The following is a 26766-nucleotide window of genomic DNA, read 5'->3' on the forward strand; positions in this document are numbered from 1 at the left end:
CCGGCCGCCGTCGTTTTCCCGGAAATCGCGGGAAATTATCTCGGGATCTGCAAGACCTCATTCAAAAAATGGCGCAATGAAAAATCATTGATGCGCGATTGCCAACAATTCAAATCCTTCAATGGCGAATTCCGGAGGAGATCCCTGTCTTCATCAGGCTACAAGAGAGAATTTCATTTTTGCCGTTTCAGGCGGCCTCGGTAGTCTCCTGCCATTCCGGATCACGAACACCAACGAATGCGCAAGGAGATGAAATGAAACGCACGGCCCTCTCGCTGATTTCGCTCGCGTCATGCGCGACGATACCCGTCGCGCATGCGCAGTCGAGCGTCACACTGTATGGCGTGATCGACACGTCGCTCACCTACGTGAACCATGCGCAGGGCAACGACAACGCGTGGATGCTCGGCAACAGCAGCGCGGGCAACCTGGCAGGAAGCCGCTGGGGCGTGAAGGGCACCGAGGATCTCGGCGGCGGGCTGAAGGCGCTGTTCCAGCTCGAGGACGGCTTCGACCCGAGCAACGGCCGGCAGGGCCAGGGCGGCCGCCTGTTCGGCCGGCAGGCGTTCGTCGGCCTGACGAGCGACCGCTACGGCACGCTCACGTTCGGCCGCCAGTACGATCCGCTCATCGATCTCGTACAGGGCATCACCGCCGACAACACGCTCGGCAGCGTGTTCGCGACGGCGGGCGACGTCGACAACTACGACAACAGCTTCCGCGTCGACAACGCGGTGAAATTCACGTCGGCCGTGTATGGCGGCCTGCAGTTCTCGGCGATGTATTCGTTCGGCGGCATCGCCGGCAGCACGGGCGCCGCCAATTCGTATTCGGCTGCCGTGTCGTACAACAACGGGCCGTTCAGCGTCGCGGGCGGCTACTTCCACGCGACCAACAGCCCCGCGTCGAACGGCCTGCGCAGCGACTGGGCCAGCTCGTCGGACGGCACGTTCGACGGCCCGGTCAACAGCGGCTACGCGAGCGCGCACTCGATCGGCATCGCGCGCATCGCGGGCCAGTACGCCGCCGGCCCGTTCACGTTCGGCGTCGGCTACAGCAACGCGCAGTACCGCCGCGACGCCAGCTCGGCGTTCGGCTCGAACGAGCACTACGACACGGGGCAAGGCTTCGTGAACTACCAGGCGACGAACGCGCTGCTGGTCGGCCTCGGCTACAGCTACACACGCTCCGGCGGCGATACGTCGGCCACCTATCACCAGGTCTCGGCCGGCGCGGACTACACCCTGTCGAAGCGCACCGACGTCTACCTGAGCGCTGCGTATCAGCACGCAAGCGGCCGGACCGGCGACGGCCAGGGCGGCTCGATGGCCGCGCAGGCGTCGATCGGCTCGTACGGCTATGCGGGCACGAGCTCGCAGACGATGGTCAATCTCGGCCTGCGTCACCGCTTCTGATCCGCAACGGCCGGCCGCGCGGCCGGCCGGATCCGCGTCGAACGGCATGGCGGTTTCGGCCGCCGAGGTTTTTCGCACGGCCTTTCATTGCCCTTTTCCCTTTTATTGCTCTTTTCGGCCGTTGCCCTTTTCGGCCTGAAAACCGGTTGCCGTGAAATTTCCGACGTATTTGATTCAACCCGGTTTTCCCGGCACGCATGACCTTGTGCGCCGTTATTCCCGGCGCCGCCATTAAGCCGGCATTCGCCGAAACAACCGGGCATTCTTGCCGATTGCGCGTTGCCGCTCCCCTCACCGGACACGATTCCGATGCGTCGCAAGCGCACCGGCAAATGCAAAGGAAAGTTCGACGCGAGCCATTTACCTGCCCGCTATGGCAAACTTCGCGTCTGCGTAATTTCCTTGCACCGGGCGGCCGGATTCCGCCCCATCCTGCCATGCCGCGTCAGACCACCTGTTCGATCAGCCACGAAACGCTGAAAATCGCCTCGACGATCGCAATGTCGTGCGTGCTGCACGGCGTCGCGCGGGCCGATTGCCTCGACGACGCGGCCGCGTTCCAGCACGTGAGCGTCAGCCTGATGCGCGGGATCGCGCAGGTCGAATCGGGCATGAATCCGAACGCCGTCAACACCAACACCAACGGCACGGTCGACATCGGCCTGATGCAGATCAACAGCACGTGGCTGCCGACGCTCGCGCGCGAAGGCATCACGCGGGAAAGCCTGTTCGACGCATGCACGAATGCCTATGTCGGCGCATGGATCCTGTCGCAGAACATTCGCCAGCTCGGCCCGAACTGGAACGCAATCGGCGCGTACAACTCCGCGTCGCCCGACAAGCGCCTCGCCTATGCGCGCAAGGTCTATGATGCAATCCGGACCATGCCGGATTCGCCGGATACTCCCATGCCCATCCTTCCACCTTCCTTTACGCCGCCGCAGCAGGCACAGGCGTACAACCCGTTCGCGAGCCTGAGCGTGTCCGCCCCGCAGCAGATCACCCGCCCGCGCACGATCTCGCCGGCCGCGCCGCCCCCTCAACCGCCGCAGGGCGGCCCCGCCGGCCCGGCCGGCACGTACAACTTCGGATGGACGGTCACGGGGGCGGACCAGGCCAAGCCGACCCAGGTCTTCGACGACGGTGCGCGGATCTACGTGCAGTTCAGCGACATGAAGCACGTGCCGGCGATCTTCACCGAGACGTCGGCCGGGCGCGTGCTGATGTCGTGGGAACTGCAGTTTCCGTATGCCGTCCTGACGCGCCCCGCGCAAACGTTAATCTTCCAGCTCGGGCCGTTCGAGGCGCGCGCGCAGCGCGGCGCGGGCGGCGACGCCGGCATGACCGCTCAGGCCGGCGCGACCGGCGCGACGACGGCCGCGGGCGCCCCCGCGACGAAGAAGCCGGGCAACGCGGCAGCGAATGCGGCAACGACGACGGCGGCCAGTCCGCCGGCAAAACGCACGGCATCGGCCGATGCGCTGTGGTATCTGAATACGCCGTCGACGTCGGGAACGGCCACGACCGCGAACACGGCGAACACGCCGACGCCCTCGCCCGCGTCGAACGCGCCGGCCACATGGCCCACCGCGGTGACGTCAGCCACGCCGCCCGCCGCCACGCCCCAGGCGCCGGCCGCGACGCCGCCGGCCACGCGCGTCAGCACCGACGCGCTCTGGTATATCTCGAAGTAACCCGCGGGCCGGTACGACGGTCCCGTGCGCGCGGGCCCGGTTGCTCACCCGCGCCGCACCCAGATCACCTTGCCGTCGCGAATGCCGAGATTGCGGCGTTCCTGACGGTAGTCCATCGTCCCCGGCAACGCCTTGCCGTCCCGCTCGAGCACGCGCCACAGGCAGCCGTCCAGTTGCGCCGCCGCGTCCGCCTCGGTCGTTCCGACCAGCGCATCGTCCGGCCCCGCGTCCGCCTTGCACGCCTGCCCGCCATTCGTGGGCGGACCGCCCGCGCTCGTGTTCTTCGCGTCCATGTTCGCGCATCCCGCAAACGTTGCGCTCGCAACCAGTGCCGTCAGCATCGCGATCGTCTTCTTCATCGGTTTCTCCCTTTCGTGCCCGGCGGAACGCGGGCGATGCGCCGGCCGAGCGGGCGGCGCATGGGCGACGGCTGCCGTCGCACGAAGCCAGGTCGGCTCGGCGCACCCCGGCCGCGACTCCGGCATTTGAGCCGTAGCCGTAGCCGTAGCCGTAGCCGTAGCCGTAGCCGTAGCCGTAGCCGTAGCCGTAGCCGTAGCCGTAGCCGCCAGCATGTTACCGCACGCGGCACGGCGCCACGGTGCGTGCATGCGGCATGCGCGCCTGCCGCGGCAATCCGCTCAGAACTTGTAGGTGGCGCCGGCGATCCCGTAGTAGTTGCTGCGCGACTGGACGATCGGGCTGTCGCCGTAGCGGCCGAGCAGCCGGGTCACGCCGCCGGTCGCGTGCACGGACCAGTGCCGCGACAGCGTCCAGTTCCACGCGACCGCCATCGATGCGCTGTCGATCCCGCCGCTCGTCGAATACGGCCGGAACCGGCTCGTCATCGACTGTGCGTCGGTCACTCCGTAGAACGTCTGCGTGTAGCGCCCCGAGCCCGCGTGTACGGTACCCGTCACGACGATCTCGTGCTGCGAGGTCTTGAAGACGGGCACCGCGAGATCGACGTGGCCCGACACGCCGCGCGACGTGTGCGTCACCGGCGTATCGATCGTGACGCTCAGTTCGGCCGCGTCGAACAGCGTCACGCCCGCGCGCACGCCGACCAGCACCGAGCCCGGAATCCGGCCCATGCCCTTCAGGTAGTCGGAGCCCGGCAGGTCGAAGCGGTTTTCGTCCGCACGGCCGGCGTCGTAGCTCACGGCCGCCGACACGAACACGCCGTGCGGCAGGTTCAGCTTGTAGCCCGCCCCCTCGGTGCTGTCGATGAAGAAGCCGTTGCCGAAGAGCGCGGAGAACGACGGCGCGACGACGCCGCGATACTGGTTGCTGCCCTGGTAGCGCGGCGCGAAACCGCCCCCGAGCGACAGCGAATACTGGTTTTCCGCATGGGCGGCGGCGGCGAGGGTCAGCCCGGCAAGCGGCATGCAATAGCGGTAACGGCGAAGGATTGGGCGCACAATATTGAGATAAGAGTGACGGAGCCCGCAGTCTAGGTGCCGCCTTGCGCCAAGACTGTCCCGAATCTGCGCAGAATCTGTGCTCAATTGTGTTCGATTGTCCGAGATTGTCGTACCCGTCCCCCGGCCCTCCACGCGCCGGATAGAATTTGCGTGCCGCGCCGCCCTCCGCCTGCCGGGCGGTGAGATCGCGCGTGCATTCTGAGGAGACCATGAACGACAATCCGCTCAAATACCGCGTGCTGCTGATCGAGGACGACGACCGCCTCGCGCAGCTCGTCCGCGAATACCTCGACGGCTATGAATTCGCGGTGACGGTCGTACGGCGCGGCGACCTCGCCGTCGCCGCGGTGCGCGAGCACCAGCCGGCCCTCGTGATACTCGACCTGATGCTGCCGAACCTCGACGGGATGGAGGTGTGCCGGCGCATCCGCGCGTTCACCAATATCCCCGTGCTGATCCTCACCGCACGCGCGGATGTCTACGACCAGATCGCGGGCCTCGAGACGGGCGCCGACGATTACGTGACGAAGCCGATCGAGCCGCGCGTGCTCGTCGCGCGCGCCCGCGCGCTGCTGCGCCGCGCGCAGCCGGCCGCCGCGGAAGCGCCTGCCGTCGCACCCACGGCGCTGGTGTTCGGCGAGCTGACGATCTCGCCGCCGAACCGCACCGTCACCTGGCGCGGCGAGCCGGTCGACCTGAAGACCGCCGAATTCAACCTGCTGCTGATCCTCGCGCGCGCGGCCGGTACCGTGCTGAGCCGCGACGATATCCTGAAGCAGTTGCGCGGGATCGAGTTCGACGGGCTCGACCGCTCGGTCGATTCCGGCATCTCGAAGCTGCGCCGCCGTTTCGAGGATGCGTCGTCGGAGCCGCACAAGATCAAGACGATCTGGGGCCGCGGCTACCTGTTCAGCCCTTCCGCGTGGGACGAATAAATGCTGCGTCCGTTGATCAGGCTGTACCTCGTCGTGATCCTGTTCGTCGGCGCGTCGATCATGTTCATCCAGCTGACGTTCGACCGGATCTTCTACGAGCGCGTCGCGCAGGCGCAGCGCGACTCGCTGTCGACCTACGCGTTCGTGCTCAACGACTACCTCGAACGCCATCCGGGCGGGCAGCGCGCGCTTGCGCTGCGCGAACTCGCGCAACACGGCAACGAGGGATTCGGCTTCATGTCGATGCCCGCCGCCCGTGCGCAGCTGAGCGGCACGCCGCTGCGCGATCTCGATGCCGGCCGCATCGCGATCAGCTACAACGGCAAGGACTACTACATGCCGCTCGCCGACGGCTCCGTGCTGCACGCGCGGCCGAACGAAGCTCCCGATCTCGACATCAAGATCTACGCGTACCTGCTGCTCGCGCTCGGCACGCTGTTCGCGGTCGTGCTGTGGCTGCACTATCACTGGCGCGACCTGCGCAAGCTGCGGGACGCCGCGCACGCGTTCGGCGCCGGCACGCTGTCCACGCGCGTGAAGCTGTCGGGCAAGTCGAACATCTTCGAACTGTCGCAGCAGTTCAACGACATGGCCGAGCGCATCGAGGCGTCGATCAAGCAGCAGCGTGAAATGATGCACGGCATCTCGCACGAACTTAAGACGCCGCTCGCACGGCTCGAATTCGGGCTCGCGCTGCTCGCCGAACCCGACGAGACGGGCCGCATGCGCGAACGCCGCGACGCGCTGCGGCGCGACGTGCGCGAGCTCGACGAGCTCGTCACCGAATTGCTGACGATCGGCCGGCTCGAACAGGGGGCGAGCCAGCTCGCACCGATGGAAGTCGGCATCGATGCGCTGATCGACAGCGTCGCCGGCAGCGTCGCGAACGACGTTGCCGATCGCGGCATCGCGCTCGACGTGTCGACGCTCCACGCGCCCGCGACCCATGTGTGCGACCCGAAACTCGTCGCCCGCGCCCTGCTGAACCTGATCCGCAACGGCGCGCGCTATGCGTCGCGCACGGTGCTGCTCGCCGCCGAAAGCGACCGGGCCGGCGCGCTCGTGCTGAGCGTCGACGACGACGGCCCCGGCGTTCCGGTCGCCGAACGCGCCCGCGTGTTCGAGCCGTTCCAGCGGCTCGACTCCAGCCGCGACCGGCAGACCGGCGGATTCGGGCTCGGCCTCGCGATCGTGCGACGCGTCGCGCAGGTACACGGCGGCGACGTGCGGCTCGAGGATTCTCCGCTCGGCGGCGCACGCTTCGTGATCACGCTGCCCGCGCGAACGCTGCCGGAAGGTCTCTTCGACGTGACGGGCGCGCTCGTCCATTCAAACGCGCCCGGTCGCGGTACGGGCACGGCCATGCCGCGGCCATAAAGCGTGCGACGGGCGCCGCTGCCGCCCTCGCTTGATCGCCTGATCGCTTGAGCACTTGAGCACCTGCCCCAAGCCGCCGCATGCGCCCCACTCACCGGCGCCGCAGCAGCGCGACGAAGAACAGGCTGCCGAACATCGCGGTGACGACGCCGATCGGCAGATCCTCCGGCGCCGCGAGCGTACGGGCGGCGACATCGGCCCACACGAGCAGGATCGCCCCCGTGAGCGCGGCCACCGGCAGCAGCCTGCCGTGCTCGGCGCCGACGACGCGACGGCACAGATGCGGCGTCACGAGCCCGACGAAGCCGATCGCGCCGCTCACCGCGACCATCGCCCCCGTCGCGAACGACGCGACGACGAACACCTCGCGCCGCATCCGCGCGCTCGGCACGCCGAGCGCGGCCGCCGCGACATCGCCCGACATCAGCGCGTTCAGTTCACGACGCCGCGCGTACAACGCGCCGCCGGCAAGCACCGCGCACACGGCCGGCACCGGCAGCAGATCCCAGCGCGCGAGCCCGACGCCGCCGAGCATCCAGAACAGCACCGACGACGCGGCGCGCTGATCGCCGAGATACAGCAGCAGGTTGCCGAACGCGGCCATCATGAACGACACCGAGACGCCCGCGAGCAGCAGCCGGTCCGATTCGAGCCGGCCGCGCCGGTAGGCGAGCGCGACGACGCAGGCGGTCGCCGCGAGCGCACCCGCAAAGGCGGCGGCCGACAGCGTAAACGGGCCGAACGCCGCCCCGGCCAGCACCGTGACCGCGACGGCGCCGAGCATCGCGCCCGCGCTCACGCCGAGCAGGTGCGGATCAGCCAGGCGGTTCGCGGTCGCCGCCTGCAACGCGACGCCGACCGCCGCCAGCGTCGCGCCGACGATCGCGGCCAGCAGCGCACGCGGCATGCGGATCAGCCACACGATGCTGTCGTCGCCCGCGGCGGCCGCGAACCCGCCGGCCGCGCCGAACGCCGACGCGACGTGCGCGGCGACGATCCGCACGGCAGCCGGCATCGCGATCGGCGCCGGCCCGAACGCGGCCGACACGACGATCGATATGGCCAGCAACAACGCCAGCGCAGCCACCGTCGTGCGCAGGCCGGGCCGCGTCGCCCGCACCGGCACGCTCATCGCGCGGGCCCGGCGAACGCGGCCGGATAGAAGGCGCGCGCGAGCGTCTCGACGGCCGCGACGTTCTCGGGGCCCGGCGTCGCCGCATCGTACGGAACCACGACGAAACGCCGGTCGCGAATCGCGGCCACGCGCGCGAGCGACGGCTGGCTCAGCAGGAACTGCTGCTTCTGCCCGGCCGTCACCGCCGAGTAGTCGACGATCACGATCACCTGCGGATCGCGCGCGACCACGCTTTCCCAGCTCACCTGCGTCCAGCTGCGCGGCACGTCGTCCATCACGTTGCGCGCGCCGGCCGCCGTCAGCAGCGCGGTCGGCATCGCGAGCCCGCCTGCCGTCATCGGCTTGTCGGTGCCGCTGTCGTAGACGAACACGCGCAGCGGCGCCGGGCGCCCGATCGCGCGCGACACCGCCGCGAGACGCGCACGCATCGCGGCGACGACCTGCGCGGCGCGCGCCTCCACGCCGAAGATCCGGCCGAGATTGTCCAGGTCGCGAAACACGTCGTCGAACGACGCGGCCGACTGCTTCATCACGTGCGAACACGATTCGGTCAGCTCATACGTCCGGATGCCGAACGGCGCGAGGGTCGCGGGCGTCACCGGTCCGCCGACGTGCATCCCGTAGTTCCAGCCCGCGAGATAGAAGTCGGCGCGCGCGGCGGCCAGCACCTCGAGCGACGGATACTGGCTCGCCAGTTCGGGCACGCCGCGCAGCGCGTCGCGCACGTGCGCGGTGCCCGTCTTCCAGCCCCCGATGCCCGTGTAGCCGACGAGCCGGTCCTTCAGGCCCAGCACGAGCATCATCTCGGTCAGGTTGACGTCGTTGCTGACCGCGCGCGACGGCGCGCGCTCGAACGTCACGTCGCGATCGCAGCTGCGCACGGTGACGGGATATGCCGCCGCGTGAACGGCGGCGCAACCGAGCGCCGCGGCAACGAGCAGCCGGCGGGATACGGCGGACAAGGCGGGAAAGCAGAGCATGGCGGTCATTCCGGATGAAGCGGCGTGATGCGCGGCCGGCCCGTGACGGGGTGGCGGTCGACGAGCGCGGCGACGCCGAACACGTCGCGCAGCAGCGCGTCGGTCAGCACGTCGGCCGGCGCGCCGGACGCGACGATCCGGCCGTGCGCGAGCACGTGGAGCCGGTCGCAATACGCGGCCGCGAGATTGAGGTCGTGAATCGTCGCGAGCGTCGCGATGCGCAGGCGTCGCACGCGCGCGAGCAGTTCGAGCTGATGCCGCAGGTCGAGGTGATTGGTCGGCTCGTCGAGCAGCAGCAGCTCGGGCTGCTGCGCGAGCGCGCGGGCCAGCAGCGCGCGCTGCTTCTCGCCGCCCGACAGCGACGCGAAACGCTGCGCGCGACGCTCGACGAGACCGACGTCGCGCAGCGCGGCGTCGACGATCCGGCGATCGTCCGCCGATTCCCCGTCGAGTGCCCGCTGGTGCGGCGTGCGGCCCATGCCGACCAGCTCGTCGACCGTCAGCCCGAAATCGTCCGGCGTCTCCTGCTGCAGCACCGCGATGCGCTGCGCGACCGCGCGCGGCCGCATGCGCCACACGTCCCGGGCGTCGAGCGCGACGCGGCCCGCGTCGGGCCGGGCGTAGCGGAACACGCAGCGCAGCAGGCTCGTCTTGCCGCTGCCGTTCGGGCCGATCAGCCCGACGAACTCGCCTTCGGCCACGCTCAGCGTCACCGAATCGAGCACGGCGACCGCGCCGCCGGGGGACCAGCTCACGCGTTCGATGTCGAGCATGTGCGCCACGGGATCTTCGCCTCGCTCAGAAACGCATCGTCGCGACGAGCTCCGCCGAGCGCGACGGACCGAGCAGCCATTGCTCGCCGCCGTTCGACGTCGTCACCGCATACGTGCGGTTCGCGAGATTGCGCAGGTACAGCGCCAGCTCGGTGCGCGACGTCGGCTGCCAGCGCAGCGATGCGTCGAACACCGTGTACGACGGCACCTGCACGCGGTTCGCGTCGTCGCCGTACGTCGCGCCGACGTAGCGCATGCCCGCATTCGCCTGCCAGCGCTCGGCGAACGCCCAGCCGAGCCACAGGTTCGCCGTCTGCTGCGGCACGCCGGACGGCACGTTGCCGGCGCGCGACACGATCGCGCCGCCGACCTTCTGGTCGAACACGTCGTAGCGCGCGCGCAGCAGCGCGACGTTCGCATCGATCGTCCAGCCGTACGGCAGCCGGGCGCCGCCCGTCAGTTCGGTGCCGCGCGACGACTGCCTGCCGACCTGCTGGCGCAGCGCCGGATTGAACGGATCGGTGCTGAGCAGGTTGCGCTTCGTGATGTCGTATACGGCGAAGGTCCAGTACGCACGGCCGTCGAGCAGCGTCTGCTTGACGCCCGCTTCCCACTGTTCGCCGGTCGCGAGCCGGTAGCCCGCCTGCGACGCGGACAGCGTCACGAGCGAGCCGAGCCCCTCCGCGCCCGTGGTGTACTGCGCATACGCGCTGAGCGTCGGCGCGACCTCGAACACGAAGCCCGTGCGCCAGCCGACGTTCGCGAATCGCTTGTCGAAGCCGGCGCCGGTGGCCGCCTGCTCGCGGCTGAACGCGATGTGGTCGTAACGCAGGCCGCTCACCCACGCGAGCCGCGGCAGCACCTCGAGCCGGTTCTCGGCGAACACCGCGGCCTGCCGCGCCCGCGTGCTGAACTGCGGCACCGTCGGGTCGGGGCTCGCGAACACGCCGGGATCGAAGCCGTGCGCGGCCACGGTCGATTCGCCGCCGTACGGCGAATTGTTGGTGCCGTCGAACGTGATCTGGCTGAATTCCGTCCCCACGACGAAGCGGTTCGCGCGGCCGAACAGCGTGCCGTCGACGCGCGCGCTCAGCCGGTCGCCGATCTGCCGCTGGTGGTGGCCGATGTCGAGATAGTCGCTGCGCGTCACCTGTCCGGTGGCGGGTTCGAGCACATACGATTCCGCATTGCGCCAGTGGCGGTTCGACGTCAGGTAGTAGAGCTGGTTGTCGATCGTCACGCCGGCCGTCGGCCGGTAGCTCGCCGACAGTCGCGTCCACTGGTCGTAGTACGCAATCGTCGCATCGCCGACGTTGTAGTTGAGCTTGCGCAGCGACGGATCGAGCACGCCGTTCGGCGCCGGCACGCCGTAGTACGTCGCCGGCATCTGGCGGCCGTAGTCGTAGTCGAGCGTCAGCGTGAAGCGCGGGCTCACGTCGAACTTCAGTGCGCCGCCGACCGCCGTCGTATGCGTGTCGGCTCGCGCCGCGAGGCCGTTGGCGCGCGCATCGCTCGCGTAGAAGCGGTACGACAGCCGCGGGCCGAGCGCGCCCGTCGTGTCGACCGCGACGCGCTTCGCGCCGTCGGGGCCGACACCGACCTGCAGCGTCGTCTCGCGGGCCCGCTGCGGCCGCTTCGGCACCACGTTCACGACGCCGCCGATCGCCCCTTCGCCGTACAGCACCGACGCCGGGCCGCGCAGCACCTCGATGCGCTCGACCGACCAGGTATCGAACGGAAACGTGATCGTGCCGGCGGCCGGCATGAGCCGCACGCCGTCCAGCAGCGTCATCACCGATTCCTGCCCGCTGAAGCCACGCACGCTCAGTGCGGTGCCGCCGGTGCCCGGCGCCATCGCGCTCGCAAAACCGGCCGTGCGCGTGACCGCGTCGAGCACCGTGCGATCGCCGCGCGCCTCGATCGTGTCGGCCGTCACCGTCTCGACGCTCGCGGGCGTGTCGAGGCTCGCGAGCCCGAGCCGCGAGCCCGTTTCGAGCGGCAGCGTCAGCGGATCGGGCGGCGCCGTGCGCGCGGCGACGCTGATGGCGGGCAGCGTGTGGCGTTCGTCCGGTGCCGGCGCCGCCGTTTCGGCGGCCAGCGCGCCGGAGGTCGCCATCGCGCAACCCAGCAGGGTCGCGCATCCGTGCGCGGCGTGCGCGCGCCAGCCCCCGTCGTCGCGACGCGACGGGGCATGCCGTCGTGCGTCGCGAGTCCGCATGTGTTTCGTCTTCGTCACTTCGTATCGGTCGTCGTGTGGTTCCATCGCCTGCGGCCTGGCCTCCCCTGCAACCGCGGCCAGCCGGCGACGCAAACGTCGGATGATACGTTATATCAAATGAATCGTCAGGGTTTTGTCAGGAATCGCGGCCCGATGCGCCCGGTGTAACCGCGAACATGCATCGCCCTATCAGTTTCTCTGCAATCGTTCAGTACTCCAGCACACTTTCAAACGATTCCCGTACCCCGGTGAATGGACTGGCAGCGCCCCGGATGCGCATCGCTGCCGACAACGACGACGCCGCACATGCGATACCGGAATCGCACGCACCCGTCCGGCATGCGACTCGCGGCCCCTGCGCGAGGGCCCCGCCGCATCCGCCGCATTACGCCCCGTTACCCCGCCGGACGCCACCCGCATCGCATCGAGCCGCGCCCGCGCGGCGCCTGCCCGCTACCGCCGGCCGAATTCCGCGGCGACGTTTGCTTACACACCGCAAAGGCTTTTCATCATCGACCCCGTTAGCCTTGAATCACCGCGCAAACGATCGTTCCGCGCCACCCGATCCAACCTTCGATACGCTGGACTGCTCATCATGAAAACACTCACCGCCCGTCGCGAAGCAAGCGCCCCGTACCGTCGCATCGCATTCATGCTGGCCGCCTGCGGCGCCGTCGTGGCAGCCTGGTGCGGCGACATCGCGCCGGCCGCCGCGCAAGTCGTGGTGCTCGCGCCGCCCGCGCCGGTCTATGAAGCCGCACCGGCGCCGCGCGCCGGCCATGCCTGGGCACACGGCTACTGGGGCTGGCAATACGGCCGCTACGTCTGGGTGCCCGGCCACTGGAACGAGGTCGAACGCCGCGTCGTGGTCGCGGCGCCCGCCCCGCCGGTCGCCCCCGTCGCGCAGGTGATGCGGCTGTCCGCCGACGCGCTGTTCGCGTTCGATCGCGGCGATCTCGCCGACATCCTGCCGGGCGGTCGCGCCGACATCCGCGAGATCGCGGCGAAGCTGGACGCCACCCGCATCGGGCGCATCGAAGTGCGCGGCTACACCGACCGGCTCGGCGCGTCGGCGTACAACAAGCAGCTGTCGCAGCGGCGCGCGGACGCGGTGAAGGCGCTGCTCGTCGAGCAAGGCATTCCGGCCGACCGCATCGACGCGCGCGGGCTCGGCGAACAGGATCCGATCACGCAGTGCACCGACAATCAGTCGCACGATCGCCTGGTCGCGTGCCTGCAACCGGATCGCCGCGTCGAGATCGTGACGTTCGCGCACACGGACGACCGCTACGCGCCGCCGCCGCGGTCGTGACGCGCGCCGCGCCCGGCCGGCGCGGCGAACCCGCCTACAGCGGAAAGCTGAACTGCACCCACAGCTTGTCGCCCTGCGACCGGTTGCGCACCGCGAACTCGTGCTGGTACTTCACGACCACGCCCGAAGCCGGCCCCCACATGTAACGCAGTTGCGGGCCGATGGCGACCGACTGTCCGCGAAAGCCGTCCGACGCGACCTTCACGCCGTCCTGCGTATCGTCCGTGAACTGCTTCAGCACCGTGCCCTGCACGCCGAGCTGCACGCGCCGGTCGATCGAATAGCCGATCAGGTAGTCGAGCACCGCCACTGCGCCCGAGTGGTACTGCGTCGCGTGGTTCGGCGAATTCAGCTCCAGCAGCGTGGTCGTCGAGATCTCCCAGTCGCGGCCCGGAAACCACGTCGTGCTGACGTACGGCAGGAACGCATAGGTGTTCAGCCCCGGGTTCGCGATCCGGTTCACCGCATACGCGCCGGTCGGCACCGCGAACGACGGCGAGAAGAACGCGAAGAAGGTCTTCGATGCGTTCGCGTAGTTGATCATGAGCGGCTCGAGGATCACGTCGCCGAGCGACGTATGATTGCCGGTGCCGCCCGGCGTCGACAGGTGCAGATGCACGATCGGCACGATCGCGCTGCTCGACAGCGAGAACGGCCCGAGCGTCGCGTCCCAGGTATGGACGACGCGCGGCGTTTCCGCGACCAGGCTCAGGTGGAAACCCGGCACCGCGCTGCCGCCGTCCGGCCCGGCGAAGCGGTTCGACGTGTAGTAAAGCGAATAGTTGAAGTACTGCGTGCCGCCCGGCGGCGGCAGCAGCCCGTTCATCACCGTGTTGACGCCGAACGGATAGCTGATCTGCCCGCCTTCGGTGGCCGATGCCGGAACGTGAACGGCTCCGGCGATCAGGAGTGCCAACGGCACCCGTCGCAATGCGTGTTTCATGTCGTCTCCAAACCGGATTGTTGTCGTGTGATCGCGAGCCGCACACTGCCGGCCCGGGGAGACGGAATGTAAAACGCCAGGCGGCGGCGAAAAAGCCGACGCCCGGGAGAACAGTTCTCCGTTACGCGGAGAAATGGGCCGCGGTGCGGCGCGGGCGCGCGCTCAGCCGCCGACTTCCTGCCATTTGCGCGCGAGGCCGAGACGCTCGAAGCGCTCGATCAGGAACTCGGTGAAGACGCGGATCTTCGCCGGCTGGTGACGGCGGCTCTGGTACGCGATATTGACGGTCAGCGCCGGCAGTTGCCAGTCGGTGAGCACCGGCACCAGCTTGCCCGCGACGATATCGTCGTGAATGATGTAGAGCGGCTGGATCAGGATGCCGAAGCCGGCGAGCGCGGCCGCGCGGATCACCTGCCCTTCGTTCGCATCGAGCACGCTCTTGATCGTGACCGACTGCTTCTTCGCGCCCTGGCGAAAATGCAGCACGTACGGATCGTTCGCGAGGTTGTAGACCAGCATCCGGTGGGAGCCCAGCGCGTCGGGGGTCGCGGGCGCCCCGTGCTTCGCGAGATACCCGGGCGACGCGGCCAGCACGCGCCGCGTCTCGGCGAGCTTGCGCACGGTGATGCCCGAATCGGCCTCGTGCTCGCGCGTGCGGATCGCCACGTCGATGCCGGCCTCGATGAAATCCGGATAACGGTTCGCCGCGACGATCTGCACGTTCAGGTTCGGGTAACGCCGATGAAACTCGGGCAGCGCCGGCGCGATGTAGATCGACGCGAACGACACCGATGCCGTCACCCGCAGCGTGCCGGCCGGATTGACGCTCGCCTCGTTGACCGCCGCGTCCGCCTCCGCCATCTCCGTCAGGATCGCCACGCAGCGCCGGTGGTACTCGTGCCCCGCATCCGTCAGCCACAGACGGCGCGTGGTCCGCTCCACGAGCCGCGCCGCCAGGCGCTCCTCCAGCGCGTTCAGGCAGCGGCTCGCCGCCGCGCTCGACATGCCGAGCCGCTCGGCGGCCTTCGACAGGCTGCCCAGTTCGGCCACCTGCACGAAAAATTCGATCTGCGTCCACTTGTCCATACGTCCGATTATTCCACCCAGCGGAGAACAAAACTCCTTTCAACCATCTTTTTTACGGCTTCGGGAGGAATTAATGTTACGTCAACGCGCCATCGAACGACATCAGGAGACAACCCCAATGCGCAATCTCAACGAAGACACCATCACGCAGGCCGTGATCGCGTCGCTGCGCGGCTGCCGCGACGAGCGGCTGCGTACCGTGATGACCAGCCTGGTCCAGCACCTGCATTCGTTTGCCCGCGACACCCGGCTCACCGAAGCCGAATGGCAGGCCGCGATCGAGTTCCTGACGGCGGTCGGCCACATCACCGACGACAAGCGCCAGGAGTTCATCCTGCTGTCCGACGTGCTCGGGCTGTCGACGCTCGTCACCGCGCAAAACCATGCGAAACCGGCCGGCTGCACGGAGGCGACCGTCTTCGGCCCGTTCTACGTCGAAGGCAGCCGCGAGTTCGGGATGTTCGACGACATCGCGAACGGCGCGTGCGGCGCGCCCTGCTTCGTATCGGGCCACGTGCGCGGCATCGACGGCACGCCGGTGCCGCACGCGTCGCTGGAAGTCTGGCAGGCCGACGAGGACGGGCACTACGACGTGCAGTTGCCGGCCGACGACGGGTCCGTCACGCATCGCGCGCGCGGCCGGCTGCGGACCGGCGCGGACGGCCGCTACGCATTCCGCTCGATCCTGGCCGAGCCGTATCCGATCCCGCACGACGGCCCCGTCGGCGCGATGCTCGAGGCGCTCGGCCGCCATCCGTGGCGCCCCGCGCACCTGCATTTCATGATCGAGGCGCGCGGCTACGAAACGCTGATCACGCACGTGTTCCGCGACGGCGACCGCTATCTCGACTCGGATGCGGTGTTCGGCGTCCGCTCGACGCTCGTCGCCGACTGGGTCCGGCACGCGCCGGGCACCGCGCCCGACGGCTCGCGCATGGACACGCCGTTCTACACGCTCGATTACGACTTCGTGCTGAATCCGTCGGAGCGTGCCGCATGATCCGCCACGTCGTGATGTGGAAGGTTGCCGGCGAGACCGATCGCGAGCGCGCGGCGGCGCGCACCGACGTGAAGGCGGCCTTCGAGAGCCTGCGCGGCCGGATTCCGGGCATGACGCACCTCGAGGTCGGCGCGGATTTCAGCGCGGCCGACTACGCGTGCGATCTCATTCTCGTGGCCGAATTCGAATCGCGCGCGGCGCTCGACGCCTATGCGACGCACCCTGAACACGAACGCGTGCGCGATGCGCTGACGGGCTTGCGCATCGCGCGCCACCAGGTCGACTACGCAACGGAGTAACGGCGACATGAACTTCATCTACCAGGCGCGTCCCGCACGCGTGATCTTCGGCGCGGGCAGCCTGCAGCATCTCGAACGCGAAGTGCTGGAACTGGGTGCGCAGCGTGCGCTCGTGCTCTGCACGCCCGAGCAGCGCGACCTCGCGCAACGCATCGTCGAGCGCCTCGGCGCGCGCGCCGCCGGGCTGTACGACCGCGCGACGATGCACGTGCCGATCGAAATCGCCCGGGACGCCCAGGCCTTCGCCCGGTCGCACGAGGCCGACTGCGCGATCGCGATCGGCGGCGGCTCGACGATCGGCCTCGGCAAGGCGATCGCGCTCGAAAGCAGCCTGCCGATCCTCGCGATCCCGACGACGTACGCGGGCAGCGAAATGACGCCGATCTACGGCCTGACCGAAGGCGGCGTGAAGCGCACGGGTTCCGATGCGCGCGTGCTGCCGAAAACGGTGATCTACGATCCCGAGCTCACCGTCACGCTGCCCGTCGAGCTGTCGGTGACGAGCGGCATCAACGCGATCGCGCACGCGGCGGAAGGCCTGTACGCGAGCAACGCGAATCCGGTCATGAGCCTGATCGCGGAAGAAGGCATCCGCGGTCTTGCGCGCGGGCTGCCCGGCGTGCGCAGAAACGCCGCCGATCCCGGCGCGCGCAGCGATGCGCTGTACGGCGCGTGGCTGTGCGGAATGGTGCTCGGCAACGTCGGCATGGCGCTGCATCACAAGCTGTGCCACACGCTCGGCGGCAGCTTCAATCTTCCGCATGCGCAGACCCATACGGTCGTGCTGCCGCACGCGCTCGCGTACAACGCGGCGCACGCGCCGGACGCGCTGCAGCGCATCGCCCGTGCGCTCGGCACGACCGACGCGGCGTACGGCATCCATGCGCTGGCGCGCGACAACGGCGCCCCGGTCTCGCTGAAGGCGATCGGCATGCAGGAGGCCGACCTCGACCGGGCGGCCGATCTCGCGGCCGCCAACCCGTACTGGAACCCGCGTCCGATCGAACGCGACGGCCTGCGCGCGCTGCTGCAGGACGCCTTCGACGGCAGCCCGCCCCGCCCGGCCGTGCGCTGACCCCGACGCACCCCACCCCAAAAAACGAACCCATCATGGAGACAACCCACATGAATTCCGCCCCGAGCGCCCACTGTGACGGCAACGTCGAACCCTGCGACGTCGCCATCGTCGGCTACGGCCCGACCGGCCTCGTCGCCGCCTCGATGCTGGGCCGCGCCGGCCATCGCGTGATCGTCCTCGAGCGCTGGCCGACGCCCTACGGCCTGCCGCGCCTCACGCACATCGACGGTGAAACCGCGCGCATCGTGCAGGCCAGCGCCGACGTCGATCACGCGCTGCGCCACGCGAAGGCCGTCGACACCTACCACTACCGCGACGCGAACGGCGACCTGCTGCTGGAACTGAACTGGACCGGCCGCGCGTGCGGCTACCCCGCCCATATCTCGATCTACCAGCCCGACATCGAGGATGCGATCGACGCACGCGCCAGCACCTTCGGGAACGTGACGATCCTGCGCGGCTGGGAAGTCGAGACGCTGCAGCAGGACGACGACGGCGTGACGCTCACCGCCCACCCGTGGCGCGGCGGTCAGGACGCGCAATGGACCGGCCAGCCGCGCACCATTCGCGCGCGCTACGTGATCGGCGCGGACGGCGCGAACAGCTTCGTGCGCCGCACGCTCGGCATCGAACGCTCCGATTTCGGCTACAACGAGCGCTGGCTCAACCTCGATTCGGAGAACCGGCGCGAGCTCGGCGACGCCTGCTCGCGCACGACGATCTACTGCGATCCGGCCCGCGCGTACATGCACATGCCGATCGGCACGAAGCGCACGCGTTTCGAGCTGCGCGTGCTGCCGAACGAATCGACGGCCGACTGGGAAACCGAAGCAGCCGGCTGGAAGTGGCTCCACGATCACTACGGCTACGGGCCGGACGACCTGACGCTGCTGCGCCACGTCGTCTACACGTTCGAGACGCGCATGGCCGAACGCTGGCGAGTCGGCCGCGTGCTGCTCGCGGGCGACGCCGCGCACACGATGATGCCGTACATGGGACAAGGCGCGTGCTCCGGCATGCGCGACGGCATCAACCTCGGATGGAAGCTCGACCTGGTGCTGAGCGGGCGCGCGTCCGCCGACCTGCTCGACAGCTACGAGGCCGAGCGGCGCCCGCACGTGACCGCGATCACGCAGATGTCGCTGTTTCTCGGGCAGGTCGTCAACGAGGACGATCCGCGCAAGGTGGCGGAACGCGACGCGGCGTTCCGCAGCGGCACCATGCCGCCGATGCCGCCGTTCCCGAAGATCGGCCACGGCATCGTCCATGCCGAATCCGACGGCACGCTGCTGCCGGCGACCGGCGCACCGGCTCCGCAAGGGCGCGCACGGCGCGGCGCGGCCGAGGGCCGCTTCGACGACGTCGTCGGCCAGGGGTTCCAGCTCGTCACGCGCGAGCATCCGTCCCGCCATCTCGACGACGCGCAACGCGCGTTCCTCGCCCGGCTCGGCTGCCACGTGGCCGTGCTGGCCGACGACGTATGCGCGCCGGACGCGGTGGTCGATCTCGACGGCGAACAGCACGCGTTCATGAACGCGCACGGCATCGCCGCGTATCTCCGGCGCCCCGATTTCATCGTGTTCGGTTCGGTGGCCGACCTGCGCGACCTCGGTGCGCTCGTCGATGCGCTGCGCGACACACTGCACTGGTCCGCGGCTTCGGCGGACGTCACCCATGCCTCATGAAGGAGATTTACGCATGACGACCGAACTGTCACCGTTCGCGCTGTCGCTGCAGCGCGCGATGCCCGTCACGCGCCTGCTCGATTGCGGGATGGACTACGCGGACGCGATCGCGCTGCACGCACGCACGTCGGCCGGCGAACCGTGGGACGTCGCGGCCGAAGCGCTGGCCGACGCGCAGCTCAGGCGCGCCGCGCAGGCGGCAGATGCCGGCCACCTGGTCACGGCCGCCGACGCGCAGGCGATGGCCATCGCGAACCTGCTGTTCGCGCAGATGGCGTTCAACCACGACGAACCGCGCAAGCGCGCGCTCTATGCGCGGCTCGTCGACGCGTCGCACGGCCTCGCGCGCTGGTCGGACAAGCGGATCGAACGGGTCGAGGTCCCGTTCGGCGACGCGCACCTGATCGGCTGGCTGGTGCGACCGCCGACCGAACGCGTGCGCGGCACCGTGATCGTGTTCGGCGGCCAGAGCGGCTGGGGCTTCGCGTACTGGCCGATCGCACGCGCGCTCGCCGCGCGCGGCATCGCCACGCTGCTCGCCGAAGGGCCCGGCCAGGGCGAGACGCGGCTCGAACAGCGGATCTTCGTGGACGTCGACATACGCGCCGCCTACCAGCGCTTCGTCGATCATCTGGCCGGCCGCGCGGCCGGGCCGATCGGCATCTGGGGCAACAGCATCGGCGGCTTGTGGGCGGCGTCGACCGCCGCCGGCGACCGGCGGATCGCGGCCTGTTGCGTGAACGGCGCGCTGGCCGCGCCGACGCTGCTGCCGTTCCGCACGTTCGTCGAACAGGCGGCGGCGATGCTCGGCAACGACGATCCCGATGCGGTCGCGGCGAACTTCGCGCGCATGCGCTTCTCGCCCGAACACGATCGCATCGCGTGTCCGCTGCTGGTCCTGCACGGCGGTGCGGATCCGCTGATCCGGCTCGACGACCAGCAGCCGTTCCTCGACGCCGCGACGTCCGGCGATGCGACGCTGAAGGTCTGGCCGGACGGCGAGCATACGATCTACAACCACGCGTCCGAGCGCACCGCGTTCGTGTGCGACTGGTTCGTCGAGCGGCTGGCGCGCGCGTGACGCGACGCGGCGGCGGGCCGCGCTACTGCGCGCCGCCGCCGACCTTGAACGCCGGCAACTGCTGCCCGAGGCGCGCGCCCATCGCCGCGCCGAGCGCCTGCAGCGCATTGAACGGCCGAATCATCACCTCGAATTCGACGATCCGCCCGTCGTCGTCGAAGCGGATCATGTCGATCCCCTTCAACGCCTTGTCGCCGACCGACGCGCTGAACTCCAGCACGACGTTGCGGCCGTCGTCGGTGACGAACTGGCGGTGATACGTGAAATGCTCGAGGATCGTGATCACCGTGCGCAGCGCCATCAGCAGCGCGGGCGCCGGGCCGTACGGCCCGAACGCCATCGGCGAGCGGAACACGGCGTTCGGGTGAACGATCGATTCCAGCGCGCCGAAGTCCTTGCGCTCGATCATCGCATGCCACGCGTCGAGCGATTTCGCGACGGCGGGTTGAAGGTGCTGCGGTGAATGCGTCATCGAAGTCTCCTGTCTCGTCGGACGGAAAAACACCGGATCGGTGTCAGAGGGTCGCGGCAAGCGTCGTGCCCTGGTGGATCGCGCGCTTCGCGTCGAGTTCCGCCGCTTCGTACGCACCGCCGATCACGTGGACCTTGCGCCCGGCGGCCTCGAGCTGCACCGCCAGTTCGCGCAGCGGCTCCTGCCCCGCGCAGATCACGACGTGGTCCACCGGCAGCGTCTGCTCGACGCCGTCGATCGTCACGTGGAAGCCGTCGTCGTCGATGCGCCCGTACGTGACCGACGACGACATCCCGACGCCGCGCGCCTTCAGCGCCGTGCGATGGATCCATCCGGTGGTCTTGCCGAGCCCGTCGCCGACCTTCGACGCCTTGCGCTGCAGCAGATGCACGCGCCGCGCCGCCGGTTCGGGCCGCGCCCGACCCAGGCCGCCGGCGTTCGCATACGACGGATCGACGCCCCACTCGGCAAAAAACTGCTGCGCGTCGGCACGCTCGCCGTCGCCGCGATGAACGAGGTATTCCGCGACGTCGAAGCCGATTCCGCCGGCGCCAACGATCGCGACGTCGTCGCCCACCGCCTTGCCGTCGCGCAGCACGTCGAGATAGCCGAGCGCCTTCGGATGCCCGATGCCGTCGATCGGCGGCGTGCGCGGCACGATGCCCGTGGCGATCACCACTTCGTCGAACCCGCCCTGCAGCAGCATCCCGGCGGTTGCGCGCGTGTTCACGTGCAGCGTGATGCCGCGCAGTTCGATCTGTCGGCGGAAATAGCGCAGCGTTTCGTTGAACTCCTCCTTGCCCGGCACTTTCTTCGCGATGTTGAACTGGCCGCCGATCTCGGCGGCGGCTTCGTACAGCGTCACCGCATGGCCGCGCTCGGCCGCCGTGACCGCGAAGCCGAGGCCCGCCGGCCCCGCACCGACCACCGCGATCCGCTTGCGCTGCTGCGCGGGCCGAATCACCAGCTCGGTTTCGTGGCAGGCGCGCGGATTCACGAGGCAGGACGTGATCCGGCCGCTGAACGTATGGTCGAGGCACGCCTGATTGCAGCCGATGCACGTGTTGATTTCGTCCGCGCGCCCTTCCCGCGCCTTGCGGACGAATTCGGCATCGGCGAGGAACGGCCGCGCCATCGACACCATGTCGCAATCGCCGTCGGCGAGCAGCCGCTCGGCGACTTCCGGGGTATTGATCCGGTTGGTCGCGACGAGCGGGATGCCGACCTTGCCTTTCAGTTGTCGCGTCACCCACGCGTATGCGGCGCGCGGCACCTTGGTCGCGATGGTCGGGATGCGCGCTTCGTGCCAGCCGATGCCGGTATTGAGGATCGTCGCGCCGGCCGCCTCGATCGCCTGCGCGAGCCGGATCACCTCGGCCAGCGTCGAGCCGCCTTCGACGAGGTCGAGCATCGACAGCCGGTAGATGACGATGAAGTTCGCGCCGACGCGCTCGCGCACCCGCCGCACGATCTCGACCGCGAAGCGGATGCGGTGCTCGTAGGCGCCGCCCCACGCGTCATCGCGATGGTTCGTGCGCGCGGCGATGAATTCGTTGATCAGGTAGCCTTCCGAGCCCATGATCTCGACGCCGTCGTAACCCGCGTGCTGCGCCAGCGCCGCGCATCGCACGAAATCAGCGATCGTCTCGTCGACTTCATCGCCGCTCAACGCATGCGGCGTGAACGGGTTGATCGGCGCCTTCAGCGCACTGGGCGCGACGAGCGCCGGATGATACGCATAGCGCCCGAAGTGCAGGATCTGCAGCGCGATCCTGCCACCTTCCGCATGCACCGCGCGCGTCACGACGCGATGGCGCTCGGCTTCCGCCTCTGTCGTCAGCATCGCGCCGCCCGGCGCCGGACGGCCGCGCTCGTTCGGCGCGAAGCCGCCCGTGACGATCAGGCCGGCCTCGCCGCGCGCGCGCTCCGCGTAAAACGCCGCCATCCGCTCGAAGCCGTTCGGCGCCTCCTCGAGGCCGACGTGCATCGACCCCATCAAGACGCGGTTCCTGAGCGACGTGAAACCGAGTTCGAGCGGGGTCGTCAAATGCGGATAGCGGGCAGTCATGGGGCGTCTCCATTTTTTATGCAACAAGTTGCACGGATGGTAGCTCGTCGCATTTGTTTATGCAACATGTTGCATAAACAGGCTTGCGTGCTTGCGCCGCGACCGCGATATGGCAAGATGCGGGGCATTGCGCCGCCGCCTCCGATCCGACATGTCCTTGCCCCACGCCCTTCTCACCGCGCTCGCCGAACGCCCCGGTTCGGGGTCCGAGCTTGCCGACCGCTTCGACCGCTCGATCGGCTATTTCTGGCAGGCGACCCATCAGCAGATCTATCGCGAACTGGGCCGCCTGGAGGAAACGGGCTGGATCGAATCGCTTCCGGCCGAATCGGGGCGCGGCCGCAAACGCGCGTACCGGATCCTGCCGGCCGGCAAGAAGGAGTTGCGGCGCTGGATCGCCGAACAGGAAGATCCGACGCCGCTGCGCGAAGCGTTGATGGTGCGTCTGCGGGCGGAAGCGGTGCTCGGCCCGGCCGGGCTCGAGGACGAGATCAGGCGACGCATCGCCCTTCATCAGGAGAAACTCGATCTGTACCTGCAGATCGAGGCGCGCGATTTTTCGGCGGAGGCCGATTCGCGCGCGAAGCGCCTTCAGCACCTCGTGTTGCAGGCCGGCATCGCGAACGAGCGCTTCTGGGTCGAGTTTTCGCAGCACGCGCTCGACACGCTGCGTCTGCCGAAGGATTGAACCTGCGTCGGGCATGCGTCGGCGGCCCGACGCATGCCAGGATCACGCGCCGGGCAGGATCACCACCTTGCCCTTCACCTGCCGGTTCGCCATGCGCGCGATCGCGTCGGCCGCACCGGCCAGCGCCACCCGCTCGGTGATCGCGGGCCGTACCTTGCCCGCCGCGAACCATTCGGCAAGCTGGCGCATGTTCGCGGCATGCTGCGCGGGATCGCGCCGCACCGCGTCGCCCCAGAACACGCCGAGGATGTCGCGCTCCTTGAGCAGCGCGAGGTTCAGCGCGATCTTCGGGATCTCCCCGGCCGCGAAGCCGACCACCAGGAACCGGCCGCGCCACGCGGTCGCACGCAGCGCCGCTTCGCTATAGGCCCCGCCCACCGGATCGTAGACGACGTCGGCGCCGCGCCCGCCGGTCAGTTCGTCCACGCGGCGGCGCAGGTCCTCGGTCGCATAGTCGATCGTGTCGTCGGCGCCCGCTTCGCGGCACAGCGCCAGCTTGTCCGCGCTCGACGCCGCCGCGATCACGCGCGCGCCGAGCGCCTTCGCGATCTCGATCGCCGCGACCCCGACACCGCCCGCCGCGCCCAGCACGAGCAGCGTCTCGCCGGCCTGCAGCCGCGCGCGCTGCTGCAACGCGTGCAGCGACGTGCCGTATGCGAGCACGAGCGCCGAGCCCTGCTCGAACGTCATGCCCGGCGGCAGCGCGGCGATCTGGCGCGCGTCGGCCACGCACTGCTCCGCGAACCCGCCGTGCCCGGTAAACGCGACCACGGCATCGCCCGGCCGCCACGCGGTCACGCCTTCGCCGATCGCGTCGATCACGCCGGCAAACTCGGCGCCGGGTGCGAACGGCAGCGCCGGCTTCACCTGATACAGCCCCTGGACGATCAACGCGTCGGGGAAATTGAGCGACGCCGCCTTCACCTGGATCCGGACCTGGCCGGCGGCCGGTTCGGGAAGCGGCACGTCCTCGATGCGCAGGCTGTCGATCGGGCCGAATGCGTTACACAACAGGGCTTTCATGCGTTTCCGTCTCCTTGCCCGGCCTCGCCGGGCATCGATGATGTAGCCTGCGGATCTCCCGCGCGCGGCCGGTTCACGACAAGTACGCGATACCGCCGGAAGCGGCAGCGGCGAACTGCTTCCGCATTCCCGGGGATTGGCGATGCAACGTTCAGAACCACGCGTCGCGCATCTCGAGCGTCGTCGTGTCGACGCTCGACAGCAGATCGAGCTGCGCGTCCACCTTCGGCAGTTCCCAGCGGAAGAAATAGCGGGCCGCCGCACGCTTGCCGTCGTGGAAATCGCCGTCGTGCCCATGCGCGGCGAGCGTCACGTCGAGCCACAGCCAGGCGACGACGAGATGGCCGAACGCTTCCAGATAGACGCTCGCGTTCGCGAGCCGCGCCGGCGGCTCGTCGATCGCGCCCAACTGCCGCGTGACGTCGCCCAGCCGCGCCCAGCGCCGCGCCAGCGCATCGGCAAACTCGCGCGTGCCGGCATCCGGCGCCCGCGCGCGTTCGACGGTTGCCTCGATCCGCGCGTCGAGCGCGCGCAGCAGCGCGCCATCGTCCTGCGTGACCTTGCGGCCCAGCAGGTCGAGCGCCTGGATCCCGTGCGTGCCTTCGTGAATCGGATTCAGGCGGTTGTCGCGGTAGAGCCGCTCGACCGCGTAGTCGCGCGTATAGCCGTAGCCGCCGTGCACCTGGATCGCGAGGTCGTTCGCGGCGAGACACCACTGCGACGGCCAGCTTTTCGCGATCGGCGTCAGGATGTCGAGCAGGCGCCCGGCTTCGGCGCGCACCTCCGGGTCTTCATGCGCACGGACCTCGTCGACCCGCTTCGCGCAATACAGGATCAGTGCGAGACCGCCCTCGACGTAGGACTTCTGCGCGAGCAGCATGCGACGCACGTCGGGATGCGCGACGATCGGCGCCTGCGGCGCCGCCGCATCCTTGCCGGCCGGCCCGAGCGGACGCCCCTGGGGCCGGCTGCGCGCGTAGTCGAGCGCGTGCAGATAACCGGTGTAGCCGAGCGCCACCGCGCCCGCGCCGACCCCGATGCGCGCCTCGTTCATCATGTGGAACATGTACGCGAGGCCGTGGTTCGGCTTGCCGATCAGATAGCCGATCGCGCCTGCCCGCCCTTCCGGACGGTAGCGCGTGCCTTCGCCGAAGTTCAGCAGGCAGTTGGTCGTGCCGCGATAGCCCATCTTGTGGTTCAGCCCGGCGAGCACCACGTCGTTGTGCTCGCCCCGCGCGCCTTCGCTGGCGCCCGGCAGGTACTTGGGCACGATGAACAGCGAGATGCCGCGCGTACCGGGCTGCAAGCGGCCGTGTTCGTCGGGAATCTTCGCGAGCACGAGATGGACGATGTTCTCGGACAGCTCGTGTTCGCCGCCCGAAATCCACATCTTGTTGCCGGTCAGCCGATAGCGCGGGCCGAGCGGCGAGTCGCATTCGAAATCCGCGCGCGTCGCGATGTCGGACAGCGACGAGCCGGCTTGCGGCTCGGACAGGCACATCGTGCCGAGAAAGCGCCCTTCCAGCTCCGGGCGGGCGAACGCATCGATCTGCGCGCCGCTGCCATGCGCGACGAGCAGGTTCGCGTTGGCGGCGCTCAGGAACGGATACGCGGCCGTCGCGATGTTCGCGGCCTGGAAGTACAGGAACGACGCGGCTTCGACGAGCTTCGGCAACCGCATGCCGCCGAGCGCCTCGTCATGGCCCGCGGCGATCAGCCCGGCGTCCGCGAAGGCCCGCACCGCCGGTGCGACCTCCGGGATCAGCGTCACGCGTTCGCCGTCGAAATGCGGCTCCTCGCGATCGCCGCGCGCCGCATGCGGCGCGAACAGCGCCTCCGCCATCCGCTCGCTGGTGTCGAGCACCGCGTCGAAAGTCTCCCGACCGTGCTCCGCGTAACGCGGCAGCGCGGCGAGCGCTTCGGCGTCGAGCCAGTCATACAGCAGGAACGCGAGATCGCGTCGCGACATCAACAAGCTCATCGTGCTGCCTCCCGGGGTGCCGGCTTCGTCAGCCGAATGAAGGGTTGCGTGACTGCCTATGCCGGCACGAATTTAGCACGGTCGTTCGCAAACGACAACGAC

23 protein-coding genes are annotated in these 26766 nt (G+C 69.2%); 11 read left to right on the plus strand and 12 right to left on the minus strand.

Features of this window, described 5'->3' with window-relative positions; all coding sequences use genetic code 11:
- Positions 1-254: 254 nt before the first annotated feature.
- Together GQ57_RS13720 and GQ57_RS13725 are read left to right on the plus strand one after the other, a co-directional pair.
- Positions 255-1415 carry a porin gene (locus GQ57_RS13720; RefSeq protein ID WP_034198107.1) on the plus strand — a complete coding sequence of 387 codons (1161 nt, stop codon included), beginning with the start codon at positions 255-257 and terminating at the stop codon, positions 1413-1415.
- Between the two features lie 437 nt (positions 1416-1852).
- Positions 1853-3109 carry a lytic transglycosylase domain-containing protein gene (locus GQ57_RS13725; RefSeq protein WP_031401269.1) on the plus strand — a complete coding sequence of 419 codons (1257 nt, stop codon included), beginning with the start codon at positions 1853-1855 and terminating at the stop codon, positions 3107-3109.
- Positions 3110-3153: 44 nt separating this feature from the next.
- On the opposite strand, the gene GQ57_RS13730 is transcribed toward GQ57_RS13725, so the two are convergent.
- Complete coding sequence (locus GQ57_RS13730; protein ID WP_031401270.1) at positions 3154-3468, minus strand: hypothetical protein; 315 nt, start codon at positions 3466-3468, stop codon at positions 3154-3156.
- A gap of 279 nt (positions 3469-3747) precedes the next feature.
- On the minus strand, positions 3748-4494 hold the full coding sequence (locus GQ57_RS13735; protein ID WP_031401271.1) for a MipA/OmpV family protein: 747 nt from the start codon (positions 4492-4494) through the stop codon (positions 3748-3750).
- A gap of 245 nt (positions 4495-4739) precedes the next feature.
- On the opposite strand from GQ57_RS13735, the gene GQ57_RS13740 reads away from it, so the two are divergent.
- Together GQ57_RS13740 and GQ57_RS13745 are read left to right on the plus strand one after the other, a co-directional pair.
- Positions 4740-5465 (plus strand): response regulator, encoded by a 726-nt coding sequence (locus GQ57_RS13740; RefSeq protein WP_031401272.1) that lies wholly within the window; start codon positions 4740-4742, stop codon positions 5463-5465.
- Complete coding sequence (locus tag GQ57_RS13745) at positions 5466-6842, plus strand: ATP-binding protein (protein WP_031401273.1); 1377 nt, start codon at positions 5466-5468, stop codon at positions 6840-6842.
- A gap of 91 nt (positions 6843-6933) precedes the next feature.
- On the opposite strand, the gene GQ57_RS13750 is transcribed toward GQ57_RS13745, so the two are convergent.
- Genes GQ57_RS13750 through GQ57_RS13765 form a run of 4 tightly spaced genes read right to left on the minus strand, consistent with a single transcriptional unit; the run spans position 6934 to position 11846 of the window.
- Complete coding sequence (locus tag GQ57_RS13750) at positions 6934-7974, minus strand: FecCD family ABC transporter permease (protein ID WP_034198108.1); 1041 nt, start codon at positions 7972-7974, stop codon at positions 6934-6936.
- Positions 7971-8966 carry an ABC transporter substrate-binding protein gene (locus GQ57_RS13755; RefSeq protein WP_034198109.1) on the minus strand — a complete coding sequence of 332 codons (996 nt, stop codon included), beginning with the start codon at positions 8964-8966 and terminating at the stop codon, positions 7971-7973. The genes GQ57_RS13750 and GQ57_RS13755 overlap by 4 nt, the downstream gene beginning before the upstream one ends.
- Positions 8963-9730: an ABC transporter ATP-binding protein gene (locus GQ57_RS13760; protein WP_075123011.1), complete on the minus strand. Its 768-nt coding sequence runs from the start codon at positions 9728-9730 to the stop codon at positions 8963-8965. Before GQ57_RS13760 ends, GQ57_RS13755 begins: the two co-directional genes overlap by 4 nt.
- A gap of 25 nt (positions 9731-9755) precedes the next feature.
- Positions 9756-11846, minus strand: coding sequence for a TonB-dependent receptor (locus GQ57_RS13765; RefSeq protein WP_034198154.1), 2091 nt, complete (start codon positions 11844-11846; stop codon positions 9756-9758).
- Between the two features lie 697 nt (positions 11847-12543).
- Here GQ57_RS13765 and GQ57_RS38170 point away from each other — a divergent pair.
- Positions 12544-13260 carry an OmpA family protein gene (locus GQ57_RS38170; RefSeq protein WP_052001298.1) on the plus strand — a complete coding sequence of 239 codons (717 nt, stop codon included), beginning with the start codon at positions 12544-12546 and terminating at the stop codon, positions 13258-13260.
- A gap of 34 nt (positions 13261-13294) precedes the next feature.
- Here GQ57_RS38170 and GQ57_RS13775 read toward each other — a convergent pair whose 3' ends face one another.
- A complete protein-coding gene (locus GQ57_RS13775) occupies positions 13295-14203 on the minus strand; it encodes a SphA family protein (protein ID WP_031401279.1) in 909 nt (302 codons plus the stop codon).
- Positions 14204-14365: 162 nt separating this feature from the next.
- Positions 14366-15289 carry a LysR family transcriptional regulator gene (locus GQ57_RS13780; protein WP_034198110.1) on the minus strand — a complete coding sequence of 308 codons (924 nt, stop codon included), beginning with the start codon at positions 15287-15289 and terminating at the stop codon, positions 14366-14368.
- 118 nt (positions 15290-15407) lie between these two features.
- Between GQ57_RS13780 and GQ57_RS13785 the strand changes: the two genes are divergently transcribed.
- From GQ57_RS13785 to GQ57_RS13805, 5 genes are read left to right on the plus strand one after another with little or no spacing between them, the layout of a single operon-like run.
- A complete protein-coding gene (locus GQ57_RS13785; RefSeq protein WP_034198111.1) occupies positions 15408-16289 on the plus strand; it encodes an intradiol ring-cleavage dioxygenase in 882 nt (293 codons plus the stop codon).
- A complete protein-coding gene (locus GQ57_RS13790; RefSeq protein ID WP_034198112.1) occupies positions 16286-16588 on the plus strand; it encodes a Dabb family protein in 303 nt (100 codons plus the stop codon). The genes GQ57_RS13785 and GQ57_RS13790 overlap by 4 nt, the downstream gene beginning before the upstream one ends.
- Before the next feature lie 7 nt (positions 16589-16595).
- A complete protein-coding gene (locus GQ57_RS13795; protein WP_031401283.1) occupies positions 16596-17663 on the plus strand; it encodes a maleylacetate reductase in 1068 nt (355 codons plus the stop codon).
- Between the two features lie 50 nt (positions 17664-17713).
- The gene (gene mhpA / locus GQ57_RS13800) at positions 17714-19351 is read left to right on the plus strand and encodes a bifunctional 3-(3-hydroxy-phenyl)propionate/3-hydroxycinnamic acid hydroxylase MhpA (RefSeq protein ID WP_052001301.1); all 1638 of its coding nucleotides are present in this window, start codon (positions 17714-17716) and stop codon (positions 19349-19351) included.
- A gap of 13 nt (positions 19352-19364) precedes the next feature.
- A complete protein-coding gene (locus GQ57_RS13805; protein ID WP_034198113.1) occupies positions 19365-20432 on the plus strand; it encodes an alpha/beta hydrolase family protein in 1068 nt (355 codons plus the stop codon).
- A gap of 22 nt (positions 20433-20454) precedes the next feature.
- On the opposite strand, the gene GQ57_RS13810 is transcribed toward GQ57_RS13805, so the two are convergent.
- Together GQ57_RS13810 and GQ57_RS13815 are read right to left on the minus strand one after the other, a co-directional pair.
- Positions 20455-20904: a nuclear transport factor 2 family protein gene (locus GQ57_RS13810; RefSeq protein ID WP_034198114.1), complete on the minus strand. Its 450-nt coding sequence runs from the start codon at positions 20902-20904 to the stop codon at positions 20455-20457.
- Between the two features lie 43 nt (positions 20905-20947).
- Positions 20948-22972 carry an NADPH-dependent 2,4-dienoyl-CoA reductase gene (locus tag GQ57_RS13815; protein WP_034198115.1) on the minus strand — a complete coding sequence of 675 codons (2025 nt, stop codon included), beginning with the start codon at positions 22970-22972 and terminating at the stop codon, positions 20948-20950.
- 151 nt (positions 22973-23123) lie between these two features.
- On the opposite strand from GQ57_RS13815, the gene GQ57_RS13820 reads away from it, so the two are divergent.
- A complete protein-coding gene (locus tag GQ57_RS13820) occupies positions 23124-23660 on the plus strand; it encodes a PadR family transcriptional regulator (RefSeq protein WP_031402408.1) in 537 nt (178 codons plus the stop codon).
- A 42-nt stretch (positions 23661-23702) separates the two neighbouring features.
- Here the strand turns inward: GQ57_RS13820 and GQ57_RS13825 are convergent, their stop codons facing one another.
- Positions 23703-24683, minus strand: a complete 981-nt coding sequence (locus GQ57_RS13825) for an NADPH:quinone oxidoreductase family protein (RefSeq protein WP_034198116.1) — start codon at positions 24681-24683, stop codon at positions 23703-23705.
- 151 nt (positions 24684-24834) lie between these two features.
- The gene (locus GQ57_RS13830) at positions 24835-26664 is read right to left on the minus strand and encodes an acyl-CoA dehydrogenase (RefSeq protein ID WP_034198117.1); all 1830 of its coding nucleotides are present in this window, start codon (positions 26662-26664) and stop codon (positions 24835-24837) included.
- Positions 26665-26766: the final 102 nt, after the last annotated feature.

This window comes from Burkholderia sp. MSh2, assembly GCF_000731655.1.
GTDB lineage: Bacteria > Pseudomonadota > Gammaproteobacteria > Burkholderiales > Burkholderiaceae > Burkholderia > Burkholderia paludis.